Genomic DNA, 17,237 nt, shown 5'->3' on the forward strand with positions numbered 1-17,237 from the left:
GAGGTTCCGTGGCGTGTGCGGCGCCGTTGTGGCTGGTCGCGCAGTTCCCCGCGCCCTGGGGATGTGCAGGCTCCCGGCGCTTGTAGGGCACCGGGAGCCTGCATCACGTAACGGCGGCTACGCCTTCGGCAGCTTCTCCAGCTGCGCCTGGATACGGGCGATGTCCTCGTCCGCCTTGGCGAGGCGGCCACGGATCTTGTCCACGACGTGGTCCGGCGCCTTGGCGAGGAACGCCTCGTTGCCGAGCTTGCCGTTGGCCTGGGCCTTCTCCCTCTCGGCGGCGGCGAGGTCCTTGGCGAGGCGCTTGCGCTCGGCGGCGAAGTCGATGACACCGGAGAGGTCGAGGGCGACCTCGACCCCCGCCACCGGCAGCGTCGCCGTCGCCGTGAAGGAGTCACCCTCCGGCTGGAGCCGCAGCAACTGCCGGACGGCCGCCTCGTGCGCGGCCAGCGCGCTGCCCGCGAGGGTCAGCCGGGCCGGAACCCGTTGCCCGGGCTGGAGCCCCTGGTCGGCGCGGAACCGGCGGACCTCGGTGATCACCGACTGGACGGTCTCGATCTCCCGCTCGGCGTCGGCGTCCCGGAAGCCCGAGTCCGACGGCCACTCGGCGACGACGACCGACTCGCCGCCCGTGAGCGTCGTCCACAGCGTCTCGGTGACGAAGGGGACGACCGGGTGCAGCAGGCGCAGCGTGACGTCCAGGACCTCGCCGAGGACGCGCTTGGAGACCTCGGCGGCCTCGCCGCCCGCCTGGAAGGTGGTCTTGGACAGCTCGACGTACCAGTCGAAGACCTCGTCCCAGGCGAAGTGGAACAGGGCGTCGGAGAGCTTCGCGAACTGGTAGTCCTCGTAGTACGCGTCGACCTCGGCGACGACCGAGTTCAGCCGCGACAGGATCCACCGGTCCGTCGAGGACATCTTCGACGCGTCCGGCAGCGGGCCCTCGACCGTCGCGCCGTTCATCAGCGCGAAGCGGGTGGCGTTCCAGATTTTGTTGGCGAAGTTGCGGGAGCCCTGGACCCAGTCCTCGCCGATCGGGACGTCGACACCCGGGTTGGCACCGCGCGCCAGCGTGAACCGGAGCGCGTCGGAGCCGTACTTGTCCATCCAGTCCAGCGGGTTCACGACGTTCCCGAAGGACTTGGACATCTTCTTGCCGTTCTGGTCACGGACCATGCCGTGCAGGGCGATGGTGTGGAACGGCGGGGTGCCGTCCATCGCGTAGAGGCCGAACATCATCATCCGGGCGACCCAGAAGAAGAGGATGTCGTAGCCGGTGACCAGGACGGAGTTCGGGTAGAACTTCGCGAGCGAGTCGGTCTGCTCGGGCCAGCCCAGCGTGGAGAACGGCCACAGGCCGGAGGAGAACCAGGTGTCCAGGACGTCGGAGTCCTGGTACCAGCCCTCGCCGCTCGGCGGCTCCTCGTCGGGGCCGACGCAGACGACCTCACCCTCCGGGCCGTACCAGACAGGGATGCGGTGGCCCCACCACAGCTGGCGCGAGATGCACCAGTCGTGGAGGTTGTCGACCCAGTCGAAGTACCGCTTCTCCATCTCCTGCGGGTGGATCTTGACCTTGCCGTCGCGGACGGCGTCACCGGCCGCCTTGGCCAGCGGGCCGACCTTGACCCACCACTGCATCGACAGGCGCGGCTCGATGGTGGTCTTGCAGCGCGAGCAGTGCCCGACGGAGTGGACGTAGGGCCGCTTCTCGGCGACGATCCGGCCCTCGGCGCGCAGCGCGGCGACGATGGCGGAGCGGGCCTCCAGGCGGTCCAGGCCCTGGAAGGGGCCGTGGGCGGTGATGACGGCGTGCTCGTCCATGACCGCGATGGCGGGCAGGCCGTGGCGCTGGCCGATCTCGAAGTCGTTCGGGTCGTGGGCGGGCGTCACCTTGACGGCGCCGGTGCCGAACTCGGGGTCGACGTGCTCGTCGGCGACGACCGGGATGGAGCGGTCGGTCAGCGGCAGCTTGATCAGCTTGCCGACGAGGTGCTTGTAGCGCTCGTCCTCCGGGTGGACGGCGACGGCCGTGTCACCGAGCATCGTCTCGGCACGGGTCGTGGCGACGACGATCGTCTCGTCCCCGTCCCCGTACTTCATCGAGACCAGCTCGCCGTCGTCGTCCTGGTACTCGACCTCGATGTCGGAGATGGCCGTCAGACACCGGGGGCACCAGTTGATGATGCGCTCGGCGCGGTAGATCAGCTCGTCGTCGTAGAGGCGCTTGAAGATGGTCTGGACGGCCTGGGACAGACCCTCGTCCATGGTGAACCGCTCACGCGACCACGCGACACCGTCACCGAGGCGGCGCATCTGCCCGCCGATCTGCCCGCCGGACTCGCCCTTCCACCGCCAGACACGCTCGACGAACGCCTCGCGGCCGAGGTCGTGCCGGGACTTGCCCTCCTTGGCCAGCTCCCTCTCGACGACGTTCTGCGTGGCGATGCCGGCGTGGTCCATGCCGGGCTGCCACAGCGTCTCGTAGCCCTGCATGCGCTTGCGGCGGGTCAGGGCGTCGATGAGCGTGTGCTCGAAGGCGTGCCCCAGGTGCAGGCTGCCCGTGACGTTCGGCGGCGGGATGACGACGGTGTACGGCGGCTTCTCGCTGTCCGCGTCGGCCTCGAAGTAACCCCGTTCTACCCAGCGCTCGTACAGCTTCCCCTCTACCTCGGCCGGCGTGTACTGGGTCGGCAGTTCGGTGGTGGGTGCGGGCTGCGGCTGCTGAGTGTTCTCGGTCACGGGGGTCAGTTTACCGGGTCTCTTGCAGAAGGCCCCGGCGTTCATGCCGGGGATGAATGCATCTCAGGAGTGCTTTGACGTGCACTGCGGAGCGGACGTTTCTGCTGCTCGATGTACTGACGGACCATCACCGCCGGCGGCCCGCCGCACGACACGGAGAAGTACGGGAGCGACCACAGCTGTCCGCGCATGATGGCGCGGTGATCCGGCTGATGAATTCTCCCCCAGCCTCCGGCTCGGAGGTGCCCCCAGCCGTGCCCGGCGGGCGGAGACGCCCTTCAGGCTGTTGAATACTCCGCGCCGGTACTTCGTCACGAAGACCACGTGCACATGCAGAGCCCGAAGCAAACATCTTCCACGTCTGTAGTCGTTCTGCCCCTCCATGAGTGGAATTTTCCTAGGATCCTGCTCATGCAGCTCCGCTACAACTACCGGGTCTACCCGGATGCCTCCCAGCGTCGTGCGCCGGCGAGGGCGTTCGGATGCGCGCGGGTGGTGTGGAACGACTGTCTGCGTGACCGGAAGGAAGCGCACGCGGCGGGGCTGCCGTATGTGAAGTCGGCCGAGCTGTCCCGGCTTCGTATCACCCAGGCCAAGCGCACCGAGGAGCGTGCCTGGCTCGCCGACGTGTCGGCGGTCGTCCTACAGCAGTCCCTGCGGGACCTGGACACCGCACACAAGAACTTCTTCGACTCGGTCAAGGGCAAGCGGCGCGGCCGCAAGGTGGGCCCGCCCCAATACAAGTCGAAGAAGGACACCCGGCAGTCGATCCGCCTCAATACCAACGCCTTCTCCCTGACCAGCGACGGCACGGTGTACGTGGCCAAGGTCGGTGATCTCAAGACCAAGTGGTCCCGTCGGCTTCCGGCCCCACCCACGTCTCTGACCGTCGCCAAGGACAGCTCGGCCTGTCCGCCTTCGCCGTCCTGTCCGACGGCAGGAAGATCGACAGCCCCCGCTTCCTGCGCCGGGCCGAGAAGAAACTCAAGCGCCTTCAGCGGGAGCTGTCCCGCAAGCAGAAGGGTTCGAAGAACCGGGCCAAGGCCCGCTTCAAGGTCGCACGCCAGCACGCGCGTGTGGCCGACCGGCGCCGGGACTGGCACCACAAGGCATCCACACAGATCATCCGCGACAACCAAGCGATATTCGTGGAAGACCTCGCGGTGTCCGGCCTCGCACGCACCCGGCTCGCCAAGTCCGTGAAGGACGCCGCATCGTCGCCGCCGGACGGGCGGAGACGCTGAACGCCTGTGGAGCGCCGATAAGACGGGCACTCGTGCCCGCACAGCGCGGTGAAGCAGGAAGCCCCGGACGGGTCAGCCGACCCAGGCCGGATTCCCAGGCCTTTCGGGGAGCACGTCAAGGGCGTCACGGCCCTGTCCCGAAACGCGTTTCGTTTGTAACGGTGCGCCCCCCGGTGACCTGCGCACGCCAGGTCTGCGTCAGGATGTCAGCACCACGTAAGCATCTGGAGGGGAACCCAGAAATGAGTCACAACCAGCCGGGCCCGTACGGCGGGCAGCCCCAGCAGCCCGGACCGTACGGCCAGCCGGGTCCGTACGGCCAGCAGCCGCCGCAGGCCCCCCAGCCCGGCTATGGCTACCCCCAGACGCCCCCGCCCGCGCAGCCCGGGTACGGCTACCCGCAGCAGCCCCAGCAGGGCGGCGTCCCGCCGCAGCAGCCGCCCTACGGCCAGCAGGCCCCGTACGGCCAGCAGCCGCCCTACGGCCAGCAGCCGTACGGCATGCCCCAGCCCCCGGCGCCGGGCGGCGGGAAGAAGAAGACGGGCCTGATCATCGGCGCGGTCGCCGTCGTGGCGGCGATCGGCGTGGGGGCGTACTTCGTATTCGGCGGGGGCGGGAGCGGCGGCGGCTCGGACATCGCCGACGACGGGCCGCACAAGCTGACCACTCCGGCGACGGTGCTCGGCGGTGAGTACAAGAAGGGCGACCGCGCGGACAGCGGCGGCTTCGACAAGAGCGACATCGAAGAGGCCGAGAAGCACGGGGTCAAGAACGCGCAGGACGTCAACGCGGGCTACGAGGCCGGGGACGAGACCAATCCGCTCTCCATGAAGATGATCAATTTCATGGGCGTGTACGGCGAGATCGAGGACCCGGAGAAGGTCGTCGACGCCATGTTCGCGGAGCTGAAGAAGAACGCCTCCAAGGACGAGGAGACCGAGGGCCGGGTCGTCGGCAGCCCCAAGGAGTACAAGCCGAGCGACCTGGACGGCGCGATCCTGAAGTGCCAGGAGACCAAGATCAACAACGCCGACGCGGCGTCGGGTTCGGCGGCTTCCGGACCGTCGGAGTTCAGCATGCCGGTGTGCATCTGGGGTGACCACAGCACCCTCGGCGTCATCATCAACATGGACTTGGCCGACGCCATGGCGGGCAAGGCAGCCGACCTGGAGAAGGCCGCCGAACTCACCGCCAAGTTCCGCAAGGAGGTCCGCGTCAAGGTTTGACGCGGACGCGCGACAACGCGGAAGGGGCCCGGTCGGTCGACCGGGCCCCTTCCGCGTTGCTGCTGCCTACGCCGTCTTCTGCTCCCCCGACCCCCGCCCCCGCGAATCCCGCGGAATCAGCGTCGGGTTGACGTTGGAGAGGACCACGTCCGCCGTGATGACGACGCGGGCCACGTCCTTGCGGGACGGGACCTCGTACATCACGCCCTGGAGGACCTCCTCCATGATGGCCCGCAGGCCGCGGGCGCCGGTCTGGCGGAGGATGGCCTGGTCGGCGATGGCCTCCAGGGCCTCGCGCTCGAAGTCCAGCTCCACGCCGTCGAGTTCGAAGAGGCGCTCGTACTGCTTGACGAGGGCGTTGCGCGGCTCGACCAGGATCTGGAGCAGGGCCTCGCGGTCGAGGTTGTGGACCGAGGTGATGACCGGGAGGCGGCCGATGAACTCGGGGATCATGCCGAACTTGACCAGGTCCTCCGGCATGACCTGCTCGAACTGGTCCTTGGACTCGACCTCCCGCTTGGAGCGGATCTGCGCGCCGAAGCCGATGCCCTTGGCGCCGGCCCGGCCCTCGATGATCTTCTCCAGGCCCGCGAAGGCGCCGCCCACGATGAACAGGACATTCGTCGTGTCGATCTGGATGAACTCCTGGTGGGGGTGCTTGCGGCCGCCCTGGGGCGGGACCGAGGCGGTGGTGCCCTCCAGGATCTTCAGCAGGGCCTGCTGGACGCCCTCGCCGCTGACGTCTCGCGTGATCGACGGGTTCTCGCTCTTGCGCGCGACCTTGTCGATCTCGTCGATGTAGATGATCCCGGTCTCGGCCTTCTTGACGTCGTAGTCGGCGGCCTGGATCAGCTTCAGCAGGATGTTCTCGACGTCCTCGCCGACGTACCCCGCCTCGGTGAGCGCCGTGGCGTCGGCGATCGCGAAGGGGACGTTCAGCATGCGGGCGAGGGTCTGGGCGAGGAGGGTCTTGCCGGAGCCCGTGGGGCCCAGCAGGAGGATGTTGGACTTCGCCAACTCGATGGCGTCGTCGCGGCCTTGGGCGCCGCCGTTCTCGCCGGCCTGGACCCGCTTGTAGTGGTTGTACACCGCGACCGACAGGGCCTTCTTGGCGGCCTCCTGGCCGACCACGTAGCCCTCGAGGAACTCGTAGATCTCGCGGGGCTTCGGGAGCTCCTCCCAGCGCACCTCGCTGGTCTCGGCGAGCTCTTCCTCGATGATCTCGTTGCAGAGATCGATGCACTCGTCGCAGATGTACACACCGGGCCCTGCGATGAGCTTCTTGACCTGCTTCTGGCTCTTGCCGCAGAACGAGCACTTGAGCAGATCGCCGCCGTCACCGATGCGTGCCACGGTGTGCTTCCCCTTCGCCTGGGAGACGCCGGGCCGCCGACGAGACGTCAACGGCCGGCGGACTCCTGGTGCTGCCTTATGTCCGACGGTACCTTGCCGGGCCCCCCGTCCGGGCCCCCCTTGGCACGGTTCGCTTTGACGTGAATCGCGTCAAACCGCGCCAAGGAGCGGCAGACGATACAGCCTCCCGCCTAGCGGAGAGAGGAGTTGTCCATCTTCCGGGTGGTGATGATTTGGTCGATCAGGCCGTACGCGAGCGAGTCCTCTGCCGTGAGGATCTTGTCGCGCTCGATGTCCTCGCGGATCTTCTCGACCGGCGTGGTGGAGTGCTTGGCCAGCATCTCCTCCAGCTGCGAGCGCATCCGCAGGATCTCGTTGGCGGCGATCTCCAGGTCGGAGACCTGGCCGCGGCCGGTCTCGCTGTACGGCTGGTGGATCAGGATCCGGGCGTTCGGCAGCGCCATGCGCTTGCCAGGCGTGCCGGCGGCCAGCAGGACGGCGGCGGCGGAGGCGGCCTGGCCCATGCAGACCGTCTGGATGTCCGGCTTCACGTACTGCATCGTGTCGTAGATGGCCGTGAGCGCCGTGAAGGAGCCGCCGGGGCTGTTGATGTAGACCGAGATGTCCCGGTCGGGGTCCATCGACTCCAGGCACAGGAGCTGCGCCATGACGTCGTTGGCGGAGGCGTCGTCGATCTGGACGCCGAGGAAGATCACGCGCTCCTCGAAGAGCTTCGCGTACGGGTCGTACTCGCGCACGCCCTGGGAGGTGCGCTCGACGAAGCGCGGGATCACGTAGCGGGACTCGGCGCTCGGGCCGGTGTACTCGGCGCGCGTGCGGTCGTACAGGCCGCTGCCGGGGAAGTCGTTCACAGTGTCTCCTGGAAAGGGGCTGAGGCGTCGGCTGGGGGCAGGCTGGGACACGCTCTCGGACCCGCTGGGGTCCGGGAGGGCTCAGGCCCCGGTGCCGCCGCCGCCCGGCATGCCGGCGGCCGTGGTGATCACGTCGTCGACGAGGCCGTACTCCTTGGCCTCGAAGGCGTCGAACCAGCGGTCGCGGTCCGAGTCGCGGGTGATCTGCTCGATCGTCTGACCGGTGTGCTGGGCCGTGAGCTCGGCCATGCGCCGCTTGGTGTGCAGCAGCCGCTCGGCGTGGATCTTGATGTCCGAGGCCGAGCCGGCGAGACCGGCGGAGGGCTGGTGGATCAAAATCTCGGCGTTCGGGAGCGCGAAGCGCTTGCCCGGGGTGCCCGCGCTGAGCAGGAACTGACCCATGGAGGCGGCCAGACCCATGGCGATGGTCACCACATCGTTCTTGATGTACTGCATGGTGTCGTAGATCGCCATGCCGGCCGTGATCGAACCGCCCGGGCTGTTGATGTACAGGAAGATGTCCTTGTCCGGATCGGCGGCAAGGAGCAGCAGCTGTGCGGTGATCTTGTTGGCGATGTCGTCGTCGACCGGCTGGCCGAGGAAGATGATCCGCTCGCCGAGCAGCCGGTTGTAGACCTGGTCGCCGAGGCCACCACCGATGGAGGGCTCGCCGGCGGCTGAGGGCATCAGATTCGTCACGTATCCACCTGCTCGTCTTACGACGGCGCCGGGCCGTCTCACGTTTCCCTGCGGGGCTGGAGCCGCTTTCGGAGACTCCCCTGCCCTCGTATTCATGGACCCTAACGCGGTGACCCTGCGGTGCCATCCCGGTTCCGCGGGTGTTCGCCGGGGGCGTAGCGCTCCGCGGGGTGCGGGTGCGGGTGCGGAGCCTCGCCGTCGAGGTGGGGGTTGGTCGCCGGGTGCGGCTTCTCGTGGTTGCTCGCGCCGTTCCCCGCGCCCCTGGCGGGGTGCCCCGCCGTACGCGGAACGGGCCCCGGCACTGATCGTCCCGGGGCCCGTTCTGCGTCCGTCTGCGGAGGCGCGAGGGTCTCAGCCCTCGGTCTTCTCCTCGGCCTTGTCGTCGCCCGACTCGGTGGACTCGGCGGCGGCCTCGGCGGCCTCCTCCGTCTCCTCCTCGTCGTCCAGGTCGACGACCTCGCCGTTGGTGTCCTTGACCGTGGCCTTCTCGACCACGACGGCCAGGGCCTTGCCGCGGGCGACCTCGCCGACGAGGAGCGGGACCTGGCCCTGCTCGACGACGGCCTGGGCGAACTGGTCGGGGGACATGCCGGAGGAGGAGGCGCGGCGCATGAGGTGCTCGGTGAGCTCCTCCTGGCTGACGTTGAGCTTCTCCTGCTTGACCAGCTCGTCGAGGACGAACTGGGTCTTGATGCCCTTGACCGCGGCCTCGCGGGTCTCGGTGTCGAACTCCTCGGCCGTCTTGCCCTGGATCTCGAGGTACTTCTCGAGGTCCAGACCCATCTGGCCGAGCTGGTGGTGCTCGAGGTTGTGCTTACGGGTGTTGATCTCGTCCTCGAGGAGCTTCTCGGGGACGGGGACCTCGACCAGCTCGAGCAGCTTGTCCAGGACGCGCTCCTGGGCCTGCGTGGCCTGGTCGTACTGCTTCATGTTGGCGAGGCGCTTGCGGCTGTCGGCGCGCAGCTCCTCCAGGGTGTCGAACTCCGACGCGAGCTGCGCGAAGTCGTCGTCCAGCTCGGGCAGCTCACGCTTGGCGACCTGGGTGACCTTGACGGTGACCTCGGCCTCCTTGCCGGCCGCCGAGCCGCCCTTGAGCTCGGAGGTGAAGGTGGCCTCGCCACCGGCCTCCAGGCCCTTCACGGCGTCGTCGATGCCTTCCAGCAGCTCGCCCGAGCCGATGGTGTAGGAAACGCCGTCGGCGACGCCGTCCTCGAGGACCTCGCCGTCGACCTTGGCCTGCAGGTCGATGGTGACCACGTCGCCGTCCTCGGCGGCGCGCTCGACCGGGGAGGTGGAGGCGAAGCGCTCGCGCAGCTGCTCGACCGACTTCTCCACGTCCTCGTCGGTGACCTCGACGGCGTCGACCTCGACCTCGATGCCGGAGAAGTCCGGGATCTCGACGGTCGGGCGGACGTCGACCTCCGCGGTGAAGTTCAGCGTCTCGCCGTCCTTCAGCTCGGTGATGTCGACCTCGGGCTGACCCAGCGGGTTCAGGTCGGCCTCGTTGACCGCGTCGGTGTAGAACTTCGGGAGCGCGTCGTTGACGGCCTCCTCCAGAACGGCGCCGCGGCCGAACCGCTGGTCGATGACCCGGGCCGGGATCTTGCCCTTGCGGAAGCCCTTCACCGTGACCTGCTGGTTGATCTTCTTGTACGCCGCGTCGAGGCTGTCCTTGAGCTCCTCGAAGGGCACCTCGACAGTGAGCCGAACCCGGGTCGGGTTCAGGGTCTCCACGGCGCTCTTCACGGTTCGGTCTCCTTGGTGGCTGACTTCTTGGGTTCTGCCGGGGCCAGGGGCGTCCGGCGGATTCGCCGCCCGGAGACTTCAGACTCTGAGACACACGGGCGTGCAGCTTGCATAGTAACGGCAGCGACTACACCGCCCAAAAGGCGATCACCCGGTGGTCGGTCGGTGGTCGGGGTGGCGGGATTTGAACCCACGGCCTTCCGCTCCCAAAGCGGACGCGCTACCAAGCTGCGCCACACCCCGTCTGGTGCGACACGTAGGGTACATGCCGTCAGGCACCGGGTACCCCCGGTTTCCCGGGCGCCCGTGGAGGTCCGGCGCGGACCGGAAGGGGTGTGCGGGAACGGGGTGCGACCCGCTACGATGCCTGCAGTGCCGCGGTCACCGACCTGCGGCGCGTGCTGTGCGGGCGTAGCTCAATGGTAGAGCCCTAGTCTTCCAAACTAGCTACGCGGGTTCGATTCCCGTCGCCCGCTCCGAGAGGCCTCCGGCCCGATCCCTTCAGGGGATCGGGCCGGAGGTCTTTTGTGCGGTGCGGGTCCGGGCCGGCCGGGGTGCTGCCCGGTCAGAACTGGATCGAGTTGACGGTGTCCGCTATCGAGTCCAGGAACCGCTGGATGTCGTCGGCCATGCCGGTCGAGGCCAGGAAGAAGCCGAAGAGGACGGCGACGATCGCCGGGCCCGCCTTGATGGAGCCTCCTCGGATCAGCACCACCAGGACGATCGCCAACAGCAGCACCACTGACAGTGAAATGGCCACAACTGATCACACCCTCGATCGGTCCGCTCTCCCGGCCCGGAGGTGCGGCCGCGCACACCCCCGCCAGGACCATCGTGCCACCAACCGGGCCCGGCTATGCGGCGGGTGACGCATCGTCGGCCGGTTCCGGGGCCCGGCGCCGCCGCACACGCGCGGACGCACCCCACGATGCCACCCCGTACAGGAATTCGACAGGACACTCGTGCGGGGAATTCCGGCCGCTTCGTTTCGATGTCCACACAACGCGTTCGCAGATATTTCGGATTACCCGGGGACGCACACCGACGGGTGCATCACAGGGAGATCACAGGATCACCTCAAGGTCTCCGCCAGGCCGCGGAGGCGGACATTCCAGGGAAGTCACCCTCCGGTCTTATGCGCTGTTTAGTCATGACGTGTCATGACAAGCAGGGCGGCCCGGACGCCCCTTCGGTATACGGCGACTTTCCGCGCTGTGGCGGAGGTCATGCCACCGCCCGGGCCGAGTTCCCCGAATTGCGGGGTACTCGCCAGGCACTCGGGATCCGAATACAGGAATGACGTCGAAGGTTTTACGGAATCCCACGGAGAACGCTAGGGTGCCTCAGATGTTCTACGCTGCCTCGTCCCCCACCAGAGCAGCGAGGTCCTGTGACGACTCGCCGATTCTCCGGCGGGGGGTTGCATGACGAGCTCGCTGCGACCGCACGGCGACCGGAAGACGCCGTCCCCACCGGATCAGCAGACACGACCGGGCCGACAGCGCGACGCGTTCTTCGACAACGCCAAGTACCTGGCGATCGTGCTGGTCGGCGTCGGTCACGCCTGGGGCCAGGTCCTGGACGGGAACCGGACCGTGGAGACCCTGTACCGGGTCCTGTACACGTTCCACATGCCGGCGTTCATCATCATCTCCGGCTACTTCTCGCGCAGTTTCGACCTGAGCCCCAAGCGCGTGAAACGCCTGATCACCGGCGTCGTCGTCCCCTACGTCGTCTTCGAGGTCGGCTACGCGCTGCACCGCCGCTTCAGCGAGGACCCGGGCAACGACATCAGCCTGCTGGACCCCACCTACCTCCTGTGGTTCCTTGCCGCGCTGTTCGTCTGGCGGCTGACCACCCCCATCTGGAAGACGGTCCGCTGGCCGCTGCCGATCGCCCTGGTGATCGCGGCGCTGGCCTCCGTGACGCCCAGCATCGGCAACGACCTGAACATGCAGCGGGTACTGCAGTTCCTGCCGTGCTTCGTGCTGGGCCTGGTGCTGCGCCCCGAGCACTTCCAGTTGGTGCGGCGCCGGTCGGTGCGGATCCTGTCCGTGCCGGTGGTCGCCGTGTCGGCGGTCGTCTCCTGGTGGTCGGTGCCGCGCATGGAGACCGGCTGGTTCTACCGAAACGCCGCCGTGCAGGACACCGGTGGCCCCTGGTGGTCCGGGCCCGTCCTGACGCTGGCGCTCTTCGGCTGCTCGGTCGTGCTGACCGCGTGCTTCTTCGCCTGGGTGCCGGGCCGGCGCATGTGGTTCACCGCGCTCGGCGCGGGCACGATCTACGGCTACCTGCTGCACGGCTTCGTGGTGAAGGAGGGCACCTTCGCGGGCTGGTTCCACGCCTCGGTGTGGGACACGCCGCTCGGTGAGATCGGGATCACCGTCCTGGGAGCCACCCTCATCACCCTGCTGTGCACCAAGCCCGTCCAGCGGGTCCTGCGGTGCGTGGTGGAACCGAAGATGGAGTGGGCCTTCAAGCGTGATCCCGGCGAGGCCGCCCGGGGCCGTGAAGGGCGGGAGTGGACCGAGGGACGCGAGGCGGAAGGGGCGCGCGCGTCCAGCGAGGCCGGCGAGAAGGTGTCCGTCTGAGGTCCTGAGGTCCTGAGGTCCTGAGGTCCTAGTGTTCGTCCGGCAGACCGAGGAGTGCGCGCATGCGCGTGTACTTCTCGGTCAGTCGTGTGCGTGTGGCTTCGTCCAGGACCGCGACCCGTGCCGGGTCGGCGTTGTGCGCCAGGTCCGCCTCCTTGACCAGCGGTGCGCCGGGCGTGGCGAGGATGCGTGCGGCGTACGCCTCGGGCGGTTCCCCGGCCCGCCTGGTGAGGGCCAGGACGATGTCCTTGGTACGGCGGCTCAGCGCGGCCTCGCACAGCCGGTCCTCGGTCAGCGCGTCGTCCTCCACGGCGTCGTGCAGCCAGGCCGCCGCGATCTGCTCGTCGTCCCCGCCACGCCGCCGCACGCCCTCGGCTACGGCCCGCAGGTGTTCGGCGTACGGCCGTTCCCGCCTTGTCGGTCTGCCCGGCGTGGGCGGCGCGGGCGACGGCCTCCACCTCGGTCAGCGAGAGCCGGGCGGGGGTGTGGGCGGTGTGGAGGGTGCGGGTGGGGTGTGGGGCGCGGGGCCAGTGTGTCAGTCCGCCGTCAGCGAGGGGCGGGTCGCCGTGGACCGGACGGCCGAGGTGGTCCGGGTCGTGGTGGTCTGGGCCGTCGGGCCCTCCCGGCAGATCAGCAGCAGCGCCCGGTCGTCGTTGACGTCCTTGGCCACCGCTTCGATCAGGTGCCAGGCGGCACCGTGGAAGCCGCCCGCGACGTAGCGGTCGGCTTCACCGGTGAGGCGGTCGATGCCCTCGGCGATGTCGCGTTCCGAGGTCTCCACCAGACCGTCCGTGAACAGCATCAACACGTCGCCGGGCCGTAGCGAGCCCTTCACCGGGTCGAACTGGGCCCCGTCGTACACGCCCAGCAGCGGGCCCTCGGCCGTCTTCTCCTCCCAGCGGCCGGTGCCCGCGCTCAGCTGGAGGCCCGGCGGATGTCCGGCCGAGTACAGCTCGTAGTCGCCCGAGTCGAGGTCCAGGACGAGGTGGATGGAGGTGGCGAAGCCCTCGTCCCAGTCCTGGCGGAGCAGGTAGCCGTTGGCGGCCGGCAGGAAGGCGTGCGGCGGCAGGCTGCCCAGCAGTCCGCCGAAGGCGCCGGACAGCAGCAGGGCGCGCGAGCCCGCGTCCATGCCCTTGCCGGAGACGTCGGTGAGGACGACCTCGAGCGTCCGGCCGCCGTTGGTGCGGGCCGCGACCACGAAGTCGCCCGAGAAGGACTGGCCGCCGGCCGGGCGCAGCGCCATCTCGCGGTGCCAGCCGGGCGGCAGCCCCGGCAGCTTGCTCTGGACCCGGATGCGTTCGCGCAGGTCGAAGAGCATGGTGCCGCCGCGCCGCCAGGGCACGCCGACCCGGCTGCGGAACTGGGCGACCAGCAGTCCGAAGAAGCCGCAGGCCGCGACGACCAGGACCACGCCGGGGGTGACCCGCGAGGGACCCTCGGTGTACGGGCCGAGCTGGACCGACTCCACGATCAGCGCCGTGGCCGCCGCCGCGTACAGGCCCAGCAGGCTCGCCGGGCGCAGCAACAGGCCGCCCGCGACGATCGGCAGGACCAGGGCGGAGGGTGCGCACCAGACCGAGTTCATCATCGTGGTGGCCGCGATGACGGGGATCGTCAGCAGCAGTCCGGCCAGGGCGATCCAGTCCGAGCCGTCGCCGCGGAAGTAGTCGACGGCGGATCTGCGCATGCCGACGCGGGCCCGGTGCCACTGCTTCTTCCACCGGGCCGTGAACGTGTCGGCTTCCGCGCGCCGCTGCCGTCCTGCTGCCATTAGTTCGGGACCCTATCCATCGGACCGGACACTTGGCACGGGAGGTCTTGCTTGTCCCCCGTCCGAGGCCCGACTTCACAGTGAACGTCACGAACGGCCCTCGTGCGGCAACCTGGCGGAAATTGCCTCGCCCCGTCCTTCCGGACCCTGGTACGCATGGCCCATGGGCGATGACAAGGGCGAGCTGAAGACCGAGTTGCGGACGCTGCGGAAGAGCGAGTGGGGCACGTGGTACGCGACCCTGGTCCGTGCCTTCGGCGGGGTTCCGGAAGCGGCCGAGGAACTGGAGCTCTACGAATCGCTGACCGAGGCCGACCGCTCGCTCGGGGTCTGGGAGGGCGACGAGTGCGTCGGCACGGCGGGGGCCTTCAGCTTCCGGATGACGGTGCCGGGCGGTGCCGAGGTGCCGGTGGCGGGCGTCACGATGGTGGGCGTGGCCGCCACGCACCGGCGCCGGGGTGTGCTGACGTCGGTGATGCGGCGGCAACTGGACGACGTACGGTCCATGGGCGAGCCGCTGGCCGTGCTGACGGCTTCCGAGCCGGCGATCTACGGCAGGTTCGGGTACGGCGCCGCGACCTTCCAGGTCAACGCGGAGATCGACACGGGCCGGGTCCGGCTGTCGGTGCCGGACGGTACGGACGACGTACGGCTGCGGTACGCGGCGCCGGGCGATGTGCTCGACGTGTGCGAGGCGGTCTACGCACGGCTGGTGCCCGGGCGGCCGGGCATGCTGGCCCGGCGGCCCGGCTGGGAGCGGCACGGGCTGCTGGACCCGGAGAGCAGCCGGGGCGGGGCGTCGCCGCTGCAGTGCGTGATCGCCCGGCGGGGCGGTGAGGTCACGGGGTACGCACGGTTCCAGGTGCGGCCGGGCTGGAGCAGCGAGGGGCCCGCCGGCACGGTGGTGTTGCGGGACCTGGCCGGGTTGGACCCGGTGACCGAGGCGGCGCTGTGGCGCTTCCTGTTCGGTATCGACCTGACGTCCACGCTGTCGGTGCGGGGGCGGCCGGTCGACGAGGCGTGGCAGTACCAGGTGTCGGACCTGCGGCGGTGCGGGCCGGTTCTGCGGGACGCGCTGTACGTGCGTCCGGTGGACGTGGGGGCGGCGCTCGCGGCGCGGACGTACCAGGCGCCGGTGGACGTCGTGTTCGAGGTCGAGGACGCCTTCTGCCCCTGGAACGCGGGGCGTTGGCGGCTGAGCGGGGACACGAAGGGGGCGTCCTGTGAGCGTACGTCGGACGCGGCCGATCTCGCGCTGTCGGTACGGGAGTTGGGCGCGGCGTACCTCGGGGGCGTGAGCCTGACGTCGCTGGGCGCGGCCGGGCGGGTGCGGCAGGTGCGGCCGGGGGCGCTGGCGGAGGCGTCGGTGGGGTTCGGATCGGACGTCGCGCCGTGGCTGCCGCACGGGTTCTGACGGGGGCCGTGGTCGCCTACGTCCGTCCTCGCTGGCAGGTCGGGCACCAGAAGAGGTTGCGGGCGGCCAGGTCCGCGGTGCGGATCGGGTCGCCGCAGAGGTGGCAGGGCAGGCCCGCGCGGCGGTAGACGTAGACCTCGCCGCCGTGGTCGTCGACGCGGGGCGGGCGGCCCATGGCCTCGGGGGTGTGCTCGGGGCGGACGGTGTCGATGCGGTTGTTCTTCACGCCCTCGCGCATGAGGACGGTGAGGTCGTGCCAGATCGCGTCCCACTCGGCGGGGGTGAGGGAGTTGCCGGGGCGGTACGGGTCGATGCCGTGGCGGAAGAGCACCTCGGCGCGGTAGACGTTGCCGACGCCGGCGATGACCTTCTGGTCCATGAGCAGGGCGGCGATGGTGGTGCGGCTGCGGGAGACGCGGCGGTGGGCCGCTCGCGGGTCGGCGTCCGGGCGCAGGGGGTCGGGGCCGAGGCGGTCGTGTATCGCCTGCTTCTCCGGGTCCGTGATCAGGGCGCAGGTGGTGGGGCCGCGGAGGTCGACGTACGTGGTGTCGTTCGCCAGGCGGAGGCGGACGGTGTCCGTGGGGGGCGGGGCCGGGGCCGGTCCGAAGGTGACCTTGCCGAAGAGGCCGAGGTGGATGTGGACCCAGTCGGCGGGGTCGGGGGCCTCGGTCGGGTCGGCCGCGCCGAAGCCGAGGAAGAGGTGCTTGCCGTGGGCCTCGGTGCGGACGAGGTGGGTGCCGGTGAGGAGGGCGGCGGCGTCGGAGAACTTGCCCTGGGGGCTGGTGACCCGCGGCGCCGTGCCGTTGACGAAGGCATCGGCGTAGTCCACGGCCAGCCGGTGGATGGTGTGCCCCTCTGGCACGGAGGTCGTCCTTTCGTTCCTGTGCCGACCCTCCCGCCCGACTCGGTCGAACGGGAAGCGGGGCTCGCTTCGGGGCTCCGCCCCGCACCCCGGCGGGGGCTCACCCCGGTGCTCGGGCACCGGGGAGAGGTGCACCGGCCGTGCGGTTACCGCTGCGGGTGGTGGGCGGGGACGGGCGGGAGGTCGCCGGTCGTCTCGTAGGACGTGAGCATGTCGATGCGACGGACGTGGCGTTCGTCGCCGGAGAACGGGGTGGCGAGGAAGGTCTCGACGAACTTCGTCGCCTCCTCCTGCGTGTGCATGCGGGCACCGACCGCCACGACGTTGGCGTCGTTGTGCTGGCGGCCCAGTGACGCCGTCTCCTCGCTCCAGGCCAGCGCCGCGCGCACGCCCTTCACCTTGTTCGCCGCGATCTGCTCGCCGTTGCCGGAACCGCCGATCACGATGCCGAGGGCGCCGGGGTCCGCGGCGGTCCGCTCGGCGGCGCGGAGGCAGAAGGGCGGGTAGTCGTCCTGGGCGTCGTAAATGTGCGGGCCGCAGTCGACGGGCTCGTGCCCCGCCGTCTTGAGCCACTCGACGAGGTGGTTCTTGAGTTCGTAGCCCGCATGGTCCGAGCCGAGATACACGCGCATGGGTCGAGTGTGACACGGGCCCCGCGGGGCCGCGGCGTCGGGTACAGGCTGTGAAAAGAGTGGGTAAAACTATGGAACCTCAGGA

12 protein-coding genes, 2 tRNA genes and 3 pseudogenes are annotated in these 17,237 nt (G+C 69.5%); 5 read left to right on the forward strand and 12 right to left on the reverse strand.

The annotated features are described in order from the left end of the window. Positions 1 to 117: 117 nt before the first annotated feature. Both IE142_RS02295 and IE142_RS02300 read right to left on the reverse strand, forming a co-directional pair. Positions 118 to 2,742, reverse strand: coding sequence for a valine--tRNA ligase (locus IE142_RS02295; RefSeq protein ID WP_191884136.1), 2,625 nt, complete (start codon positions 2,740 to 2,742; stop codon positions 118 to 120). Positions 2,743 to 2,783: 41 nt separating this feature from the next. After that, a pseudogene (locus IE142_RS02300) lies at positions 2,784 to 3,126 on the reverse strand (transposase). Positions 3,127 to 3,153: 27 nt separating this feature from the next. Between IE142_RS02300 and IE142_RS38690 the strand changes: the two are divergent. Further along, positions 3,154 to 3,962: pseudogene (locus tag IE142_RS38690) on the forward strand (RNA-guided endonuclease InsQ/TnpB family protein); the annotation flags it as partial. Between the two features lie 266 nt (positions 3,963 to 4,228). Further along, positions 4,229 to 5,212 (forward strand): DUF2076 domain-containing protein, encoded by a 984-nt coding sequence (locus tag IE142_RS02310; RefSeq protein ID WP_191884432.1) that lies wholly within the window; start codon positions 4,229 to 4,231, stop codon positions 5,210 to 5,212. A gap of 66 nt (positions 5,213 to 5,278) precedes the next feature. On the opposite strand, the gene clpX is transcribed toward IE142_RS02310, so the two are convergent. From clpX to IE142_RS02335, 5 genes are all read right to left on the reverse strand, one after another. Next, positions 5,279 to 6,565, reverse strand: a complete 1,287-nt coding sequence (gene clpX / locus IE142_RS02315; RefSeq protein ID WP_043372961.1) for an ATP-dependent Clp protease ATP-binding subunit ClpX — start codon at positions 6,563 to 6,565, stop codon at positions 5,279 to 5,281. 191 nt (positions 6,566 to 6,756) lie between these two features. Continuing rightward, on the reverse strand, positions 6,757 to 7,437 hold the full coding sequence (locus IE142_RS02320) for an ATP-dependent Clp protease proteolytic subunit (RefSeq protein ID WP_043372959.1): 681 nt from the start codon (positions 7,435 to 7,437) through the stop codon (positions 6,757 to 6,759). 81 nt (positions 7,438 to 7,518) lie between these two features. Beyond that, complete coding sequence (locus tag IE142_RS02325) at positions 7,519 to 8,124, reverse strand: ATP-dependent Clp protease proteolytic subunit (protein WP_052412035.1); 606 nt, start codon at positions 8,122 to 8,124, stop codon at positions 7,519 to 7,521. A 363-nt stretch (positions 8,125 to 8,487) separates the two neighbouring features. Further along, a complete protein-coding gene (tig, locus tag IE142_RS02330; RefSeq protein ID WP_043372953.1) occupies positions 8,488 to 9,882 on the reverse strand; it encodes a trigger factor in 1,395 nt (464 codons plus the stop codon). A 166-nt stretch (positions 9,883 to 10,048) separates the two neighbouring features. Further along, a tRNA-Pro gene (locus tag IE142_RS02335) sits at positions 10,049 to 10,125 on the reverse strand. Positions 10,126 to 10,287: 162 nt separating this feature from the next. Here IE142_RS02335 and IE142_RS02340 point away from each other — a divergent pair. After that, positions 10,288 to 10,358: transfer RNA gene (locus IE142_RS02340), tRNA-Gly, on the forward strand. A gap of 89 nt (positions 10,359 to 10,447) precedes the next feature. On the opposite strand, the gene IE142_RS02345 is transcribed toward IE142_RS02340, so the two are convergent. Continuing rightward, complete coding sequence (locus tag IE142_RS02345) at positions 10,448 to 10,642, reverse strand: hypothetical protein (RefSeq protein ID WP_043372950.1); 195 nt, start codon at positions 10,640 to 10,642, stop codon at positions 10,448 to 10,450. A 664-nt stretch (positions 10,643 to 11,306) separates the two neighbouring features. Between IE142_RS02345 and IE142_RS02350 the strand changes: the two genes are divergently transcribed. Further along, positions 11,307 to 12,473, forward strand: coding sequence for an acyltransferase family protein (locus tag IE142_RS02350; protein WP_191884137.1), 1,167 nt, complete (start codon positions 11,307 to 11,309; stop codon positions 12,471 to 12,473). A 28-nt stretch (positions 12,474 to 12,501) separates the two neighbouring features. Here IE142_RS02350 and IE142_RS02355 read toward each other — a convergent pair. Then, a pseudogene (locus IE142_RS02355) lies at positions 12,502 to 12,931 on the reverse strand (HD domain-containing protein). A 77-nt stretch (positions 12,932 to 13,008) separates the two neighbouring features. After that, the gene (locus IE142_RS02360; protein ID WP_229830123.1) at positions 13,009 to 14,244 is read right to left on the reverse strand and encodes a PP2C family protein-serine/threonine phosphatase; all 1,236 of its coding nucleotides are present in this window, start codon (positions 14,242 to 14,244) and stop codon (positions 13,009 to 13,011) included. Positions 14,245 to 14,407: 163 nt separating this feature from the next. On the opposite strand from IE142_RS02360, the gene IE142_RS02365 reads away from it, so the two are divergent. After that, positions 14,408 to 15,658, forward strand: a complete 1,251-nt coding sequence (locus IE142_RS02365) for a GNAT family N-acetyltransferase (protein WP_191884138.1) — start codon at positions 14,408 to 14,410, stop codon at positions 15,656 to 15,658. Between the two features lie 16 nt (positions 15,659 to 15,674). On the opposite strand, the gene IE142_RS02370 is transcribed toward IE142_RS02365, so the two are convergent. Further along, complete coding sequence (locus tag IE142_RS02370; RefSeq protein WP_191884139.1) at positions 15,675 to 16,520, reverse strand: Fpg/Nei family DNA glycosylase; 846 nt, start codon at positions 16,518 to 16,520, stop codon at positions 15,675 to 15,677. A 146-nt stretch (positions 16,521 to 16,666) separates the two neighbouring features. Next, positions 16,667 to 17,152, reverse strand: coding sequence for a ribose-5-phosphate isomerase (locus tag IE142_RS02375; protein ID WP_191884140.1), 486 nt, complete (start codon positions 17,150 to 17,152; stop codon positions 16,667 to 16,669). Between the last annotated feature and the right edge of the window lie 85 nt (positions 17,153 to 17,237).

It is taken from the genome of Streptomyces mutabilis, assembly GCF_014649815.1.
Lineage (GTDB): Bacteria > Actinomycetota > Actinomycetes > Streptomycetales > Streptomycetaceae > Streptomyces > Streptomyces mutabilis.